Raw genomic sequence first — 16,760 nt, 5'->3', positions numbered from 1 at the left:
AAAGAATTAACGTCGTCTTATAAGATAAAAGATTAAAGATGATATAGTAATAGGAAGGCCAGTATCCAGAAAAGCTTCTAAATAAAAGGATAGAAAATCTCTTTTGTTAAACCACATAAAGAGTAAATGATTGTAAGAAATACCTAACAATATAAATAAAGGGATTCCAATTTTTAATTCGTGACTTCCTTTTATTTTTCTATAACAAAATTCACCTAATAAACAACCGATAAGAACAGGAATGCTTCCAAGAATTGAAAACATAATAATAGATACCCAAATCGGTCCCCAGGAGTCAGCATAATTTGGAACTAGTGTATACTGTAAAACGTTCACAATGACAGAAAAAACCAGTAAGCATATTAAATAACTAATAGAAAATTTTTTCAATGGAATCATCCTTATAAAAGTTCACTTTATTTTTATGTACATATAAACCTCTTTGAATTATAGATTAAATATATAAGGATAATCAATTTGTATGCATTTCATGTTTATGGATATATTTTCAATGAATATAAATGTATAGATGTATAGTCAATTGTGAGTGTTTGATGTTATCATATTGAATGATATGGAAATTTTTAATAGAAGAAGCAACGAACAATTCAAAGGTAATGAAGCCTTTGTTGTATAAAGAAAATATTTATTATTACTCAGCGATATTAAAAATAAGATACGTATTTATATAAATTTAGTAGAAATGGGGGTTTTAAAAAGGAATGAGTATAAGTATAACAAGGCAAAAAATTTTAGCAGCCGCTTCTCAAATTGTGCAATGTAAAGGGGTTGCTAAGTTAACTTTAGAAGCGGTAGCAAAAGAGGCGGGGATAAGTAAAGGTGGATTGTTGTATCACTATTCAACTAAAGAAGCTTTAATAGAGGGGATGATACTCAAAGGGACGGAGGAGTATCAAGAAGCCATTCACAGTAAAGTAGCGGAGGACTTAGAGAAGAAAGGAAGATGGGTACGTTCTTTTGTAGAGGAAAGATTAAGTAATGAGAGAAGAGTAGAAGAGCTGGGGAGTAGTATGATGGCAGCATTAATGCTAAAACCTGAATTACTTGAACCGTTAAAACAATCATTTCAGCAACTGCAAAATAAAATAGAAAATGATGAGATAGATTCAGTTTGTGCCACAATTATTAGATTAGCGGCAGATGGATTATGGTATTCGGAATATTTAGGGGTTGGAAGACTAAGCCCCGAATTAAGAGAAAAAGTGATTCAAGCTCTTATTTGTAATTCATATAAACAGAATATACGAACTATATAATATAAAACAATTCACCATTGCTTATTTAATGCACTGGTGAATTGTTTTTTTATTAGAAAAATAGAACAATTTTATAGAGTATTGAATTATAACCGTCCAGACGGTATAGTAATATTTGGTTTAAGAGGAAAATGAAACAAAAAAAGAATAAAAAATATTTTTAGCACACTATTCGAAAGGATAGGCCGCAAAGCTTAGAGTCTACGGTAATACATATTGGTTACTAAGATCGTCTGGTTGCACATTTTTGATGCAACCGGACGGTCTTTTTTTGTTATATAAATATAAAAAATAGGAGGGAATTATGCAAATGAAAAGTACTAAGAGTCATATTTCGATGATTTCATTAGTTTTTCTAGTATTATTTTCAGTGCTAAATGTGTGGGCTCCAGTTATTCAAGCCGCTGTGATAAAAAATCCAGTGGACGAGATTAATATATCCCGTACTGATGGTACAACGTCTGAACCATATCAAGCCTCAGATGGCATGAAAGTAGAAGTGAAGTGGTCAGCTAAAGAAAAAATAAAAAGTGGAGATCAATTCACAATTGATATGCCAAAAGAAATTAGAAAAGATCTTATGAATATGAGTTTTCCTTTAAAAGATGCTGAAGGAAAAACAGTTGGTACATGTGAGATGAAAAAAGGTCTATTGACGTGTACTATGGGTGATTACGTAGAAGGAAAGAATAACGTTAAAGGTTCTTTATTCGTAGAATTCTACTTTGGGCTAGAAGCATATGATGGTGTCAAAGAAATTCCATTAGAATTTAACGTTGATGGTCAAATCGTTAATAAAGAAGTAAGTGTAAATAATACGACAGAGAGACCGAAGCCACATCCCAATACAGATAATTTATTGAAATGGGGTTCTTATAATCAAGAAGATCCGTCCATTGCTGATTGGCTTGTATATGTAAATGCAACTGGAACAGAAATGCAAGATCTTAAATTAACAGACACATTAGGACCTGGGCATGAGTTAATTACAAATAGCTTAGTATTAGAAGAGGCTGTATTTGAAGATGGTTATGCACCAACAAATGTTAAGCCAGCAGATTTATCTAAAATTAAAATCAATGCAACGAAGACTGGATTTACAATTGAATTTCCAGACAGTTCAAAAGGTTATATTTTAAGATATAAAACAAAGATTACTAATCCTGCTGCAAAGCCTCATAAAAATACAGTGAAATTAGAAGGCAAAAATATTAAAACTGAAGAAAAAGTAGGAGAAGTATTCGTAAGTGGTGGGGGAGGAACCGGTTCAGGCGACGATAATCCACCTAGTATTGAAAAAAATATAGTTGATGAGAATGGTAAGCTTGTAGAGAATCAGCAGTTAGCGCAAATGGATCAACCTATTCAATACCAAGTTGGTACACATATACCGAAAAATCCGTCTAATTATACGTCAATGGTAATTAGTGATGATTTAGAGGATGTTTTAGAAGTATTAGAGGCAAAAGTATATGATCAAAATGGCCAAGATATTACTTCTAAAGGAACACTAAAGATAGATAAACAAAAAAGTGAAGTAACATTTACGTTTGGTGAGAATTTTGACTATAAGTCATATGAAGACCAGGTAATTAACCTTAGTATTAAGGCGAAAATTAAAGCTAATGCAGACTTATCTTCTTACGTAGATAAGAAGATTCCTAATAAGGCAGAATTACATTTTGATGATAAAACATTAACATCGAAAGAAGTAACTGTTACACCGCCTGAAGCTCCAAAAGAAGGTACAGTATCGATTCATAAAATAGATGCTGAGAATCCGAACAAAGGGTTAAAAGGTGCCGAATTTGAAGTTCGAAATAGTGCAAATGAAGTTGTTGCAAAACTGATAACGGACGAAAACGGCTTTTCAGTACCTCAAACTTTAGCTCCTGGGACGTATAAAATTTATGAAACAGTAGCACCAGAAGGGTATCAAAAATTAACGATTCCAGTAGAGGTTACACTTCAAGCTGGAGAAACAAAAGCATTTGAAATTAAAAATACTTTGCAAAAGGGTCAAATTGAATTAAAGAAAATTGATTCAGAAAATGGTGAAAAACCATTAGCAAATGCAGAGTTTGATATAGTAAAAGACGGTGTAGTAGTTGAGCATATTATTACAGATAAAGATGGTAAGGCAATTTCTAAACCGTTAGCGCCAGGAAAATATATTTTAAAAGAAACGAAAGCGCCTGAAGGATACCAATTAAAAGAAACAGAATTCGAAGTAAATGTAACAGGGGACGGCATATTCCCAATAACAGTAGAAAATGCAATGACAGATAAAGGTAATGTAGAAATTACAAAGGTGGACAAAGAAAACGGTTCAGCATTAGCGGATGTCGAATTTGAAGTCCAAAATGAGAAAGGTGAAGTAGTAAGAAAAGTAACGACGGATAAAGAAGGAAAGGCAAACGTTTCAGATCTTTCAGTAGGAAAGTACAAATTAGTAGAGACGAAAAGCTTACCAGGTTACAAGAAACTAACAGAGCCAGTATCGTTTGAAATTACAAAAGGTATGACGAAAGTCCTATCATTAAAAGTAGAGAATGAACAGTTAGATAACGGTTCAGTAGAAATTACAAAAGTAGATAAAGACAGCCAGAAAGCATTAAAAGGCGTAGTTTTCGAAGTACGAGATGAAAAAGATAAAGTAGTCAAAGAGGTAACAACAGATAAAGAAGGAAAAGCAACCGTTTCAGATCTTTCAGTAGGAAAGTACAAATTAGTAGAGACGAAAAGCTTACCAGGTTATAAGAAACTAACAGAGCCAGTGTCATTTGAAATTACAAAAGGTATGACGAAAGTCCTATCATTAAAAGTAGAGAATGAACAGTTAGATAAAGGTTCAGTAGAAATCACAAAAGTAGATAAAGACAGCCAGAAAGCATTAAAAAGCGTAGTCTTCGAAGTACGAGATGAAAAAGATAAAGTAGTAAAAGAAGTAACAACAGATAAAGATGGAAAAGCAACAATTGATGATTTATCAGTAGGAAAGTATAAATTAGTAGAAAAAGAAAGTTTACCAGGTTATAAGAAATTAATAGAGCCGGTATCGTTTGAAATTACAAAAGGCATGACCGAGGTCTTATCATTAAAAATAGAAAATGAAATGGTAGATACGGGAAATATAGAGATAACAAAGATAGATAAAGATAATAAAGCACCGTTGGTGGGAGTAACGTTCGTTGTCCAAGATGAGAAAGGTAACGAAGTTAAAAAAGTAACGACAGATAAAGAAGGAAAAGCAAATGTTTCAAATTTATCAGTAGGAAAGTATGAATTAGTAGAGGTAGAAAGTTTACCAGGTTATAAAAAGCTAGAAAAACCAGTATCATTTGAAATCAAAAAAGGCATGACCGAAGTTCTATCATTAAAAGTAGAAAATGAAATGGTGGATACAGGGAATGTAGAGATAACAAAAATAGATAAAGATAGTAAAGCACCATTAAAAAATGTTGTATTTGAAGTACGTGATTCAAAAGGAAAAGTAGTTGCAAAAGTAACAACGGATAAAGAAGGAAAAGCAAACGTTTCAGATTTATCTATTGGGAAGTATGAGTTGGTGGAGGTAGAAACACCAGCAGGATACAAACCACTTGAAAAACCAATTTTATTCGAAATTGAAAAGGGTAGAGTAACAGCGTTAAAGCTAACAGTCGAAAATGAATTAGTGGATACAGGAAATGTAGAAATTACAAAAGTAGACAAAGAAAATAAAGATGCTTTAGCTGATGCAGTATTTGATATTCAAGATGAAGCAGGACAAGTAGTCGCTAAAATAACGACAGATAAAAAAGGACACGCACAAGTTACTAATTTATCAGTTGGCACATATAAGTTAGTAGAAGTGAAAGCACCAAAAGGATATAAGCAATTGGTAGATCCGATTACTTTCCAAATTGAAAAAGGCATGACAAAATCTCTTGCTTTAACAGTCGAAAATGAAATGTTAGACAAGGGTAATGTAGAAGTTACAAAAGTGGATAAAGACAGTCAAAAAGCATTAGAAGGCGTAGTCTTCGAAGTGCAAGATGAGCAAGGAAAAGTAGTAACGACAGTAACAACAGATAAAGAAGGAAAAGCAACAATTGCAGATTTATCTGTAGGAAAATACAAATTAGTAGAGAAAGAAAGCTTACTAGGTTACAAACAATTAACAGAACCAGTATCGTTTGAAATCAAAAAAGGTATGACGAAAGTTTTATCACTAAAAGTAGAGAACGAACTGTTAGATAAAGGAACAGTAGAGATTACAAAAGTGGATAAAGAAAGTGGCGCAGTATTAGCGGGCGTAACATTCGAAGTGCAAGATGAAAAGGATAAAGTAGTAACAAAAGTAACGACAGATAAAGAAGGAAAAGCAAACGTTTCAGATTTATCAGTAGGGAAATATAAGCTAGTAGAGGTAGAGAGCTTACCAGGATATAAAAAACTAGCGAAACCAGTATCGTTTGAAATCAAAAAAGGTATGACAGAAATTTTATCACTAAAAGTAGAGAACGAATTAGTAGATAAAGGTTCAGTAGAAATTATAAAAGTAGACAAAGAAAGTGGCGCGTTATTAGAAGGCGTAACATTCGAAGTGCAAGATGAAAAAGGAAAAGTAGTAACGAAAGTAAAAACAGATAAAGAAGGAAAAGCGAAAATTTCAGATCTATCTGTAGGAAGTTACAAACTAGTAGAAGTAGAGAATTTACCAGGCTACAAAAAATTAACAGAGCCAGTATCATTCGAAATTAAAAAAGGTATGACAAAAGTCTTATCATTGAAAGTAGAGAATGAACAGTTAGACAAAGGCTCAGTAGAAATTACAAAAGTAGATAAAGATAGTCAAAAAGCATTAGCAGGCGTAGTCTTCGAAGTACAAGATGAGCAAGGCAAAGTAGTAACCGAAATAACGACAGATAAAGAAGGAAAAGTGAAAGTCTCAGACTTATCTGTAGGAAAATACAAATTAGTAGAGAAAGAAAGCTTACCAGGTTACAAACAATTAACAGAACCAATATCGTTTGAAATCAAAAAAGGTATGACAGAAGTTCTATCATTAAAAATAGAAAATGAAATGGTAGATACGGGAAATGTAGAAATCACAAAAATAGATAAAGATAATAAGGCACCGTTAGCAGGTGTAGTCTTTGAAGTTCAAGACGAAAAAGGCAAAGTAGTAACGAAAGTGACAACAGATAAAGAAGGAAAAGCGAAAGTTTCAGATCTATCAGTAGGAAAATACAAATTAGTAGAAAAGGAGAGTTTACCAGGTTACAAAAAACTAACAGAACCAGTATCATTCGAAATCAAAAAAGGTATGACAGAAGTTTTATTACTAAAAGTAGAGAATGAACAGTTAGACAAAGGTTCAGTAGAAATTACAAAAATGGCTGCTGAAAGTAAGAATGTATTATCAGGGGCAGTGTTTGAAGTTCATGACGAAAAAGGCAAAGTAGTAACGAAAGTAACAACAGATAAAGAAGGAAAAGCGAAAGTCTCAGACTTATCTGTAGGTCACTACACACTTGTAGAAGTAGAAGCACCAAAGGGTTATGAAAAATTAACTAATCCAATTCCATTTGAAATTACAAAAGGAATGATAAGTCCAGTTCAATTAGAAGTATTAAACAAATTGACTTCTTTAGCACCACCAGGCCCAGAGAAACCAGAAACGACGGATCCAGAAAAACCAGAAACGACGGATCCAGAAAAACCAGAAACGACGGATCCAGAAAAACCAGAAACGACGGATCCAGAAAAACCAGAAACGACGGATCCAGAAAAACCAGAAACGACGGATCCAGAAAAACCAGAAACGACGGATCCAGAAAAACCAGAAACGACGGATCCAGAAAAACCAGAAACGACGGATCCAGAAAAACCAGAAACGACGGATCCAGAAAAACCAGAAACGACGGATCCAGAAAAACCAGAAACAACGGATCCAGAAAAACCAGAAACAACGGATCTAGAGAAGCCTGAAAAAGAATTACCGAAGACAGGACAGAAAATGCCTGTGGAACCATATATGGGAGCACTTCTTATTATGATGAGTTTTGGATTGCTCGTATTAGGTAGAAAACAGCAGAGATAATAAAAATGAAAAGGTATCCTCAAAGTATTGGAGGATACCTTTTTTATTTGGCATAAAAAACATTTAGCAAAAGAACTCGATGCAAATAGAAACAAAAAGGAAGAAAAAGTTCGTCCTATTTTCTTAATATGGTTATATCAAAAAAAAGCTATATATATTTAATGTGAAAATAAAAGGTTAAAGGCCTTCGTAATGTTTGGGTGAAAAAAGAGTTATCTATGTAATTAATTTGAGTACTTTAAGAAAGAGGGCTTTTTCCTAAAGTATTCAAAGGATGATAGTCCAATAGCAGGTGGGAGATGAAACTCGTTTTAGCACTGTATTAACACCTTAAAATGTAGATAGGGGAAAATAATGTAAAGAAACTATTGTATGTTTAAAAATCATATGTTACATTTGTGTTACAAAACAATTACAAAACGTAACTTATGTTACGGGTTATTTTCTATTGCTTTTCGATATGTTACGATTTGAAGTTCATATCCAATCAACCGAGAATATGTAAAGTTAAAAAAATAGCAACCTAAAAATAGTTTTTCTATGTGTATAAGAGTGTGTGTAGTAAAGAGTCTGGTGAGAGCTTTACGCACATTATTAAAATTCCTTTCTGTCTTAAAAGAAGAAAAACAAATACCAACTATTTAGGTGTTTTAAGTAATGATAGTAAATGAAATGTACAGTACATATTTACTTTCAGTCTAATTACTACACAGACTTTTATACATATGCTGTTATTGTTTTAGGAACACATAGGGGGAGAAAGAATGAGGAAGTTATTAACGGTAATTGGAATTACATGTTTAATGTTAGCTGGATGTAGTAATGGGAATTTTGAAAAAGAAATGGATGCAGGGAAGACCGCGTTAACGAATAAAGAATATAAAAATGCCTTATCATCATTTGAAAAAGCGCTAGATGAGAAACAAGACGATTCAGATGTAATGGTGCTTGTAGAACAAACGAAAATAATGATTGAAGCAGTGAAGTTAAAAGAAGAAACAAAGGTAGAAGAATCAATCAAGTCATTTGAAAAAGTAGAGAACATGAAGGATGGGAATAATACACTTATAAAGCAGGCAAAGGAAGAACGAACAGCATTACTAGCTGTGTTAGAACAAAAAAAGAAGTATAGTGAGCAATTGGCGAAAAGTGAAGAGTTAATAAGTAAGAAAAATTATGCACAAGCGAAAGAGATATTAAATAAGTTAGTTGCAGAAACAAAAGATAATAAGAACCTTGAAGAATATAATAAAAAAGCAGTAGGATTAGTTACTAAAATTAATGAAGAAGAAAAAAATTCAAAGAGTGAAGTAGCAGCGAAGGCACAAAAAACAAATGTAGTAACGAATCAAAAGGTAGCAACAGAAAAGAACGGAAAAACTGAGACAGGAAAGAATCAAAATGCATTTAATTTTGAGAAAGCTAAAGAATATATCAAAAATGAATATAAAGAAGAATATGATTACACGCTAGAAGATACAAAAGTAGAAAATGGAAAGAAATATTATAAAATTAGAGTGCGTACGACATATAAAATAGAAGGCGCAGCTGGATCAGGATTTACTGGCGTATTCAAAGTATTCGAAGATGGTACGATTATTGAAATGCACTAAATCGATGAAAAAGGTATCCTCAAAGTATATGAGGGTACCTTTTTTAGCATAAAAAAAGCATCTAGCAAAAGTACTAGATGCAAATAAAAACACAAGGGAAGACAAAATTCTTCCCGTTTCCCGTATGTAATTATATCAAAAAATATATAAAAAACTAGCTTTATTTTTTATATAATTGATGTGTAAAGCTATGAAAGTATAAGATTACACTGTTTTCATAGTGTTTTATTGAAAAAAAGGAGCTGCGTATATGATTAATTTTAAACCGGAAAATTTGAACCAACTACTAAAAGTAATGTTAATTAGTGCGAATAAGTCTTATGATGCGATTAAAGATTATGAATTTACGGGAGAAGTGGTAGTATTCCGTGTAGACTTCGAATATATTGACGTTTCTCTAATGATTGTAGATATGTTAGGAAGATCTGCTTCTAAATTTAACATTTTGCCATATGCCCGTCCGAATACGAATGAAATAGATTACATTCAGTTTCAAGTGTATTCGATTAATGAAGGGAATTTTAAAGAAGTAATGGATACGATGTAGAAAACTATAAAGTGAAACTTTAATCAGTGGGAGATTCATCCCCACTGATTATTAGCCCTCACCAATCGGACGTTTACGGGCAGTTGATAGCCCACCTAACTTCTTTGCTCCAGCTGAAATTTTTTGGGAGTTTTACTGCCCGTTAACGTGGGGTAATTTTACAAATATGTATATACCAACTAATATATAATTAATACATTCATATAATTGGAGTGATGAGATGCAGCCGTTAGAAAGGGAGATTCATTCTAATATGCTGAAAGTGTGGCGAATCCACGCTTTAATTGGGGCGGCAGTTATACTAGCAGTCGTAATTGCGTATTTCTTTTTTATGATCAATTTTAACTGGTGGGGCTGGTTGTTTGGTTTGCTAGTAACAGGCGCTATTACATTTATCCCGCTTGATTATTTCGTGTTTCCAAATTTACGTCAACGTTATTATAGTTACAGATTAAATGAAGAAGAGATTGAGATACAAAAGGGAATGTTCGTTGTAAAACGCGTACTTATTCCGATGATTCGTGTGCAGCACGTAACGATTGAACAAGGCCCGATTATGAGAAAGTATAATTTAGCAGAATTACATATTTCAACAGCGGCAACTTCTCATAGTATTCCAGGCTTAACGAAGGAAGAAGCAGAGCAGCTGAAAAGACAAATTGGAGAACTTGCGAAAGTGAGTGATGAGGATGTATAAGAGGCAACATCCGATCACAATTTTATTAGGTATTCGAATTGCGGGTTTATTGCCTTTTATTTTTCTTGTTTTATTTCGATCAGATGGTCAAGTAGAACCTTGGTATTTCTTTCATCTTGTTCTTTTGGCCATATTATTTATTATGGCAATTTTCTCAGCGATAAAATGGTATTTCAAAGTGTATTGGGTTGAAAATAATATTTTACATATTAAACACGGCGTTTTTGTGAAGAAAGAAAGTTACTTAAATAAAGAACGTGTGCAAAATATTAGTACGTCTTCTAACATCATTTATCAAGTACTTGGCCTGACGAAACTAAACATAGAAGTAGCCGGCGGGGGTAGTGAGCCAGAAGTGATGTTAGCTGGTATTAAAGAAGAGGAAGCGAAGGAACTGATTGCTTTATTAAATAAAAAAAGAAGCGCTGCGAGTGAAGAAGTACCCATGGCAGAAGAAAGTAAGACGATTTATCAGTTAACGATGAAAGAAATTTTAGCAGCTTCCATTACGTCTGGTAGATTCGGATTAGTGTTTTCAGGATTACTTCTTATTTACACAGAGTTTAATCAATTTCTACCAGAATGGCTCATCAATAAAGTAGAAGCGTATGTGATGGATAACGGTGTATATGAATTAATCGTTATGGCCGCGATTTTAATGGCAGTTTCGTGGGTCATTTCAACAGCTGGTTATGCGTTAAAATATGCGAACTTTAAAATAGAGCGAAACGGAAATGAAATTCGCATCGTACAAGGGTTATTTGATAAGAAAGAGTTTGTTTTAAAACTACACCGCATTCAAGCGATTACTGTGAAAGAAGGAATTCTCCGCCAGCCTTTCGGTTATTGCTCTGTCGAAGTGGAAGTCATTCAAAGTATAGAAGCAGCTGGAAATGAAGTTATGTTACATCCTTTTATGAAAAAGAAAGATGTCCAGCAGTTACTTACATATTTGCAGTTACCGTATGAAATGGAAGAGGAAATCGTTCATTTACCGAAGGCTGCATTACGTCGTTACGTAATAATGGGCTGGATTACAAGTGCTGTGCTCGCACTGCCGATCATCGGTACGAGTATATATTTCAAACAAAATATGGCGCTATTCATGCTAATACCACTATTTATCGCATTTACGTTACTTGCATACGCTCGGTATACAAGTGGCGGATATATGATACGAGACAATCAGTTAGTCATGGTATACCGTGGTCTTGCGAAATATACGGGGATCATGCGAAGAAGGCACGTTCAAGCAGTAGGATACAATCAATCGTATTTTCAAAAGAAAGATGAGCTATGTACAGCGGTCGTATCAGTAGCGGGACATAAATATAAAGTGAAGCATATGCAAAAAGAAGACGCACTTCGCATATATAATTGGTATAAAGAAAAAGGAAACACCGGTGCGTAACGGTGTTTCCTTTTTTGTGTCGTGATTTGTCGATAAGTCGATATATTTCAAAAATCGCTGATATAATTTGAGTTGCGCTGATATATCTGAAAAATCGCTGATATATTTCGAGTTGCGCCGATATATTCGAAAAATCGCTGATATAATTTCATGTACCGCAGCCTTGGAGAAACCACAGTACAAAAATCCTTAAACTAACACATCAAAAGTAGTCACAAATGACGGACGAGAGAAGATACTTTTCTGCTGCTCTGCATGTGGATGCGCCTGAGCCTGAGCTTGTCCTTCCACTTGTGCAGGGCGTTTTTTATGAGCGTTTTCGAATGAACGTGATTCTGTCCAGTCTTTAAAGTTTTGCTCCGTTTCCCACATCGTTAAGATGACATATGTATCGTTACTTAATGGGCGTAGAACACGGATTGCTTGGAAACCGGGTTCGTTTTCAATAAGGCCTGCTCGGTTTTTAAATCGGTTTTCAAATACTGGGCGACCTTCATCTGTTACAGAAATGTTGTTACAAACGATATAGCCAGGTTGTCCTTTAAATTCTCCAACAGCGTCTAGTACGTCATATTGAAGCGCTGATTCTACTGATTCTTCTGTATTTTCTTTATAAAACATATTTTTTTCATTATTTTTTGCAGTGAAATGTGCTTGTTCTAGAGGTGTTTCGTATGAAATAATAGCCTTCATTTTAATGCCCCCTTAATGGTTTGTTTCTATTATATCAACTCTCTTAAAAAACTTCGAAGATTATATACATAAAGATACTTCTTTTTCAAATAATAAATGTACCATCATTTGGAAAGAAGGCCGATGTATGAAGAAAGTAAAGTGGACTTTATTAGGTGGATTCGCAACGCTAGTATTAGCGATTGTACTTTATAAACTTATTGTGTTAGCTGGTGGCTATATGATGGATGAAAAGCAGCTCGTTTTCCACTCTTCATCACGTATCGTTGACCAGAAAGGGAAAGAGATTACGAAATTATATGTAGAAAATAGAGATCTCGTACCAGTCGAGCAAATTCCAAAGCATGTCCAGCAGGCGTTTATTGCGGTGGAAGATTCTCGTTTTTATGAGCATCAAGGAATTGATTATCCGTCTATATTCCGTGCTCTTTATAAAGATACATTAGCTGGAGAGAAGGTCGAAGGCGGTAGTACGATTACGCAGCAACTCGCTAAAAACGTTTTTTTAACTCGTGAAAAAACCGTTACGCGTAAATTGAAGGAAGTCGCAATTTCCCTTCAATTAGAGCAAAAATATACGAAGCAACAAATTCTTGAAATGTATATGAATCATATTTATTTTGGGCATGGTGCTTACGGTATTCAAGCAGCAGCAAAGTTGTATTTTAATAAAAATGTAGAAGATTTAACAGTAGAAGAAGGAGCGATGCTTGCAGGTCTTCCGAAGTCACCAAATGGATATTCACCTTATTTCTCTCCAGAGAAGAGTAAGGAGCGCCGTGATCTCGTATTGTCACTTATGCATAAACAAGGCTATTTGACTGCCGAAGATAGCGTACGTTATCAAGGAAAGACCATTGCTCTTTATAAAAACTTAGATGAGAATGAACTCGCATATATGCCGTATATTGATATGGTTATAGATGAAGCAGCTCGTTTATACGGATTGTCTCATCAAGAAGTACTGCGCGGAGGATATACGTTTGTCGTACCGATGGATGAAAAGATTCAAAAGGTAGCGTATAACCAGTTTCAAGATGCAAGGAATTTCCCTGGGAAAGAAGAGGGGACGCAAGGTGCTTTTTTATTAATGGATAATCGTACGGGCGGAATTAAAGCGGCGATTGGCGGAAGAAAGTACGTCCCGAGAGGCTTTAATCGTATTTTCGCAAAAAGACAGCCCGGTTCTGTGCTAAAACCACTTATCGTCTATGCACCAGCACTCGAAACGAAAAAGTATAATCCGTATTCTTTATTGACGAATGAAAGAAATTCATTTGAAGGCTATGAACCTCGAAATTATAACCATTCATATTCGAAAGAAATGACGATGTACGATGCGATTTTAGAGTCAGCAAATGTGCCGGCAGTTTCTTTATTAAATGAGTTAGGGGTAGAAGAAGGAAAGCAATATTTAGAGAAAGGAAATGTTCATATTGCAGACGCAGGGTTAAGTACAGCGCTTGGCGGATTGAAAAATGGTGTTTCACCATTTGATCTTGTAAAAATGTATCGTGCGTTTTTAGCAAATGGTGCTATTATTGAGCCGCACGTGATTGATAAAGTGTTAAATAGACACGGTGCAGTTATTGGAGAATCGCCAAAAGTAGAAACGAAAATATTCTCGAAACAAACGGCGTGGTATATGACGAAAATGCTAGAAGGAGTTGTAAAGGAAGGGACAGCGAAAGCCGGTGTATATAGCGGGGCGTTAGCTGGGAAAACAGGTACAACTTCCTTGCCAAATGACGATAATGGAGCTAGAGATATGTGGTTCGTCGGCTATACACCAAATTTAGTAGGTGCTGTTTGGATTGGTTATGACCGTACGGATAAAGAGCATCAGTTGCAAGGAGAAAGTGCGTCAGCAACGAAATTGTTTAAGAAAATTTTAACGAAGGCAAATGTAGAACAGAAAGAGCAGTTTATGAAACCAGAAGGTGTGGAAACAATCGGTGCTCCGATTCGTTTGCGCAAGATTGAAGATGTGAAAATGAAATTAGCGTTTAGCCCTTTCGGTTTATTTAAAGCAAAATTAAGCTGGACACCACTTCCAGATGAAAGGATTATGTATCGTATTTATAGAGTGGAAAACGGAGTTCATACGCATGTAGGCACTGTAAATGGTGCCGGAGAATATGAGGAAAAGTTCGTTAACATCTTTTCAAAACCAAGTTTTTACGTTGTACCATATAACACACAAACGAAACGTGAAGGAGAAAAGTCAAAAGTAGCTAAACCATAGTTTTTCTCTGTGCTATAATAAGAATGTTGTGAAAATAGTAAGCGGTTTTACGAATGTTTGTGTCAATTTCATGAACAACGTACATAATGTTATGCATTTTGTTTTTACAAGCTGTATAGTAAAAAAAGATAAATATCGGAATAGAACGTATTTAGAGCAAAAGCATTGGCAAGGAAGGGAGCAAGGGTCTTGGTAAGAACTATAAATGAGACATTTTTAAAAGCATGTAGGGGGGAACGTACTGATTATGTACCAGCATGGTATATGCGTCAAGCAGGTCGTTCGCAGCCGGAATATAGAAAGATAAAAGAAAAGTATTCTTTATTTGAAATTACACACAATCCAGAGTTATGTGCTTACGTTACAAAGTTACCAGTGGATCAATATAACGTAGACGCAGCAATTCTGTATAAAGATATTATGTCACCACTACCTGCAATTGGTGTGGATGTAGAAATTAAATCAGGTATTGGCCCAGTTATTGATAATCCAATCCGTTCTTTACAAGATGTAGAAAAACTAGGGGAAATCAATCCAGAAGATGACGTACCTTACATATTAGATACGATTCGTTTATTAACGACAGAAATGTTAGACGTACCGTTAATCGGTTTTTCAGGGGCTCCATTTACATTAGCGAGCTATATGATTGAAGGCGGTCCATCTCGCAATTACCATAATACGAAAGCGTTCATGTATGCAGAGCCGAAAGCTTGGTTCGCTTTAATGGATAAGCTAGCAGATATGGTTATTACATATTTAAAAGCGCAAATTAACGCAGGAGCAAAAGCGGTTCAAATTTTCGATTCTTGGGTTGGAACTGTAAATGTAGCAGATTACCGCGTATTTATTAAACCAGCAATGGAGCGTATTTTTGCAGAAGTTCGCCCGATGGGTGTACCGATGATTATGCACGGCGTAGGAGCTGCACACTTAGTAAATGAATGGAACGACTTACCACTTGATGTAGTAGGCTTAGATTGGCGCTTACCGATCGAAGAGGCGCGCGCACGCGGCGTTCATAAGGCGGTACAAGGTAATATGGATCCTTCATTCTTACTTGCGCCATGGTCTGTTATTGAAGAACATGTAAAAGGTATTTTAGATCAAGGGATGAAACAGCCTGGTTATATCTTTAACTTAGGACACGGTGTATTCCCAGAAGTAAATCCAGATACATTAAAACGTTTAACTACATTTATTCATGAATACTCTAAAGGGCAGTTAGCGAAGTAAAGGAGCATTGCTGTATGAAAAAGAAAATTGGTTTGCTTGTAATGGCATACGGAACGCCATATAAAGAAGAAGATATTGAACGTTACTATACACATATTCGTAGAGGAAGAAAGCCAAGTCCTGAAATGCTAGAAGATTTAACAGAGCGTTACCGTGCAATTGGTGGTATTTCTCCTTTAGCTACTATTACATTAGAGCAAGCTAAAAAGTTAGAACAGCGTTTAAATGAAGTACAAGATGAAGTAGAGTACCATATGTATCTTGGCTTAAAACATATCGAACCGTTCATTGAAGATGCAGTGAAAGATATGCATAACGACGGTATACAAGATGCAATCGCACTAGTTCTTGCGCCGCACTATTCTACATTTAGCGTGAAATCGTATGTAGGACGAGCACAAGAAGAAGCAGAGAAACTTGGAAACTTAACGATTCACGGCATTGATAGCTGGTATAAAGAACCGAAATTCATTCAGTACTGGGTTGATGCAGTGAAAGGTATATATAACGGTATGTCAGAAGCAGAGCGTGAAAAAGCAGTATTAATCGTATCTGCACATAGCTTACCAGAAAAAATTATCGCACTTGGCGATCCATATCCAGACCAATTAAATGAAACAGCTGACTATATCGCAAGAGGTGCTGAAGTAGCAAACTATGCAGTAGGTTGGCAAAGTGCAGGAAACACACCAGATCCTTGGATTGGTCCAGATGTACAAGATTTAACGAGAGAATTAAATGAAAAGTACAGTTATACTTCATTCGTATATGCACCAGTTGGATTTGTTGCGGAGCATTTAGAAGTTTTATATGACAATGACTTTGAGTGTAAAGTTGTAACAGATGAAATTGGTGCAAAATATTATCGTCCAGAAATGCCAAATGCATCGGACGCATTCATTGATTGCTTAACAGATGTTGTATTAAAGAAAAAAGAATCTGTATTGTAAAAA

The 16,760-nt window shown here is 35.0% G+C and carries 11 protein-coding genes and 1 riboswitch; of the genes, 9 read left to right on the top strand and 2 right to left on the bottom strand.

Translation table 11 applies throughout. The annotated features are described in order from the left end of the window. Window positions 1-6: 6 nt before the first annotated feature. A complete protein-coding gene (locus QCI46_RS22220) occupies window positions 7-390 on the bottom strand; it encodes a hypothetical protein (RefSeq protein WP_353841407.1) in 384 nt (127 codons plus the stop codon). A gap of 332 nt (window positions 391-722) precedes the next feature. Here QCI46_RS22220 and QCI46_RS22215 point away from each other — a divergent pair, with 332 nt between their 5' ends. From QCI46_RS22215 to QCI46_RS22190, 6 genes are all read left to right on the top strand, one after another. Continuing rightward, window positions 723-1,277, top strand: coding sequence for a TetR/AcrR family transcriptional regulator (locus QCI46_RS22215; RefSeq protein ID WP_353841406.1), 555 nt, complete (start codon window positions 723-725; stop codon window positions 1,275-1,277). Between the two features lie 152 nt (window positions 1,278-1,429). Further along, window positions 1,430-1,522: riboswitch (cyclic di-GMP riboswitch) on the top strand. Window positions 1,523-1,581: 59 nt separating this feature from the next. Further along, window positions 1,582-7,365: a SpaA isopeptide-forming pilin-related protein gene (locus QCI46_RS22210; protein WP_353841405.1), complete on the top strand. Its 5,784-nt coding sequence runs from the start codon at window positions 1,582-1,584 to the stop codon at window positions 7,363-7,365. Between the two features lie 764 nt (window positions 7,366-8,129). Beyond that, entirely contained in the window at window positions 8,130-8,978 is an 849-nt protein-coding gene (locus tag QCI46_RS22205; RefSeq protein ID WP_353841404.1) for a hypothetical protein, read from the top strand. Window positions 8,979-9,228: 250 nt separating this feature from the next. Further along, a complete protein-coding gene (locus QCI46_RS22200) occupies window positions 9,229-9,525 on the top strand; it encodes a protoporphyrinogen oxidase (protein ID WP_088062367.1) in 297 nt (98 codons plus the stop codon). A gap of 220 nt (window positions 9,526-9,745) precedes the next feature. Continuing rightward, the gene (locus tag QCI46_RS22195; RefSeq protein ID WP_001182711.1) at window positions 9,746-10,222 is read left to right on the top strand and encodes a PH domain-containing protein; all 477 of its coding nucleotides are present in this window, start codon (window positions 9,746-9,748) and stop codon (window positions 10,220-10,222) included. Next, window positions 10,215-11,633, top strand: a complete 1,419-nt coding sequence (locus QCI46_RS22190; RefSeq protein ID WP_353841403.1) for a PH domain-containing protein — start codon at window positions 10,215-10,217, stop codon at window positions 11,631-11,633. The genes QCI46_RS22195 and QCI46_RS22190 overlap by 8 nt, the downstream gene beginning before the upstream one ends. Before the next feature lie 189 nt (window positions 11,634-11,822). On the opposite strand, the gene hmoB is transcribed toward QCI46_RS22190, so the two are convergent. After that, window positions 11,823-12,326, bottom strand: a complete 504-nt coding sequence (gene hmoB, locus QCI46_RS22185) for a heme-degrading monooxygenase HmoB (RefSeq protein WP_353841402.1) — start codon at window positions 12,324-12,326, stop codon at window positions 11,823-11,825. Between the two features lie 127 nt (window positions 12,327-12,453). Between hmoB and QCI46_RS22180 the strand changes: the two genes are divergently transcribed. The 3 genes from QCI46_RS22180 to hemH all read left to right on the top strand — a co-directional run bounded on the left by QCI46_RS22180 (window position 12,454) and on the right by hemH (window position 16,757). Next, window positions 12,454-14,571 carry a transglycosylase domain-containing protein gene (locus QCI46_RS22180; protein WP_098087986.1) on the top strand — a complete coding sequence of 706 codons (2,118 nt, stop codon included), beginning with the start codon at window positions 12,454-12,456 and terminating at the stop codon, window positions 14,569-14,571. 189 nt (window positions 14,572-14,760) lie between these two features. After that, the gene (gene hemE, locus QCI46_RS22175) at window positions 14,761-15,807 is read left to right on the top strand and encodes a uroporphyrinogen decarboxylase (protein WP_353841401.1); all 1,047 of its coding nucleotides are present in this window, start codon (window positions 14,761-14,763) and stop codon (window positions 15,805-15,807) included. A gap of 14 nt (window positions 15,808-15,821) precedes the next feature. Further along, window positions 15,822-16,757, top strand: coding sequence for a ferrochelatase (hemH, locus tag QCI46_RS22170; RefSeq protein WP_048545324.1), 936 nt, complete (start codon window positions 15,822-15,824; stop codon window positions 16,755-16,757). Window positions 16,758-16,760: the final 3 nt, after the last annotated feature.

The sequence above is a fragment of the Bacillus cereus group sp. RP32 genome, assembly GCF_040459735.1.
In the GTDB taxonomy this organism is placed as follows: Bacteria; Bacillota; Bacilli; order Bacillales; family Bacillaceae_G; genus Bacillus_A; species Bacillus_A wiedmannii.
Note: the sequence above shows the minus strand (reverse complement) of the source record. Positions and strands in the feature narration are given on the sequence as shown.

What these genes read in the sequence shown, in the direction of transcription:
- QCI46_RS22215 (WP_353841406.1), top strand. Translation starts at nt 723, where the DNA reads ATGAGTATAAGTATAACAAGGCAAAAAATTTTAGCAGCCGCTTCTCAA.
- QCI46_RS22210 (WP_353841405.1), top strand. Translation starts at nt 1,582, where the DNA reads ATGCAAATGAAAAGTACTAAGAGTCATATTTCGATGATTTCATTAGTT.
- QCI46_RS22205 (WP_353841404.1), top strand. Translation starts at nt 8,130, where the DNA reads ATGAGGAAGTTATTAACGGTAATTGGAATTACATGTTTAATGTTAGCT.
- QCI46_RS22200 (WP_088062367.1), top strand. Translation starts at nt 9,229, where the DNA reads ATGATTAATTTTAAACCGGAAAATTTGAACCAACTACTAAAAGTAATG.
- QCI46_RS22195 (WP_001182711.1), top strand. Translation starts at nt 9,746, where the DNA reads ATGCAGCCGTTAGAAAGGGAGATTCATTCTAATATGCTGAAAGTGTGG.
- QCI46_RS22190 (WP_353841403.1), top strand. Translation starts at nt 10,215, where the DNA reads ATGTATAAGAGGCAACATCCGATCACAATTTTATTAGGTATTCGAATT.
- hmoB (WP_353841402.1), bottom strand. Translation starts at nt 12,326, where the DNA reads ATGAAGGCTATTATTTCATACGAAACACCTCTAGAACAAGCACATTTC.
- QCI46_RS22180 (WP_098087986.1), top strand. Translation starts at nt 12,454, where the DNA reads ATGAAGAAAGTAAAGTGGACTTTATTAGGTGGATTCGCAACGCTAGTA.
- hemH (WP_048545324.1), top strand. Translation starts at nt 15,822, where the DNA reads ATGAAAAAGAAAATTGGTTTGCTTGTAATGGCATACGGAACGCCATAT.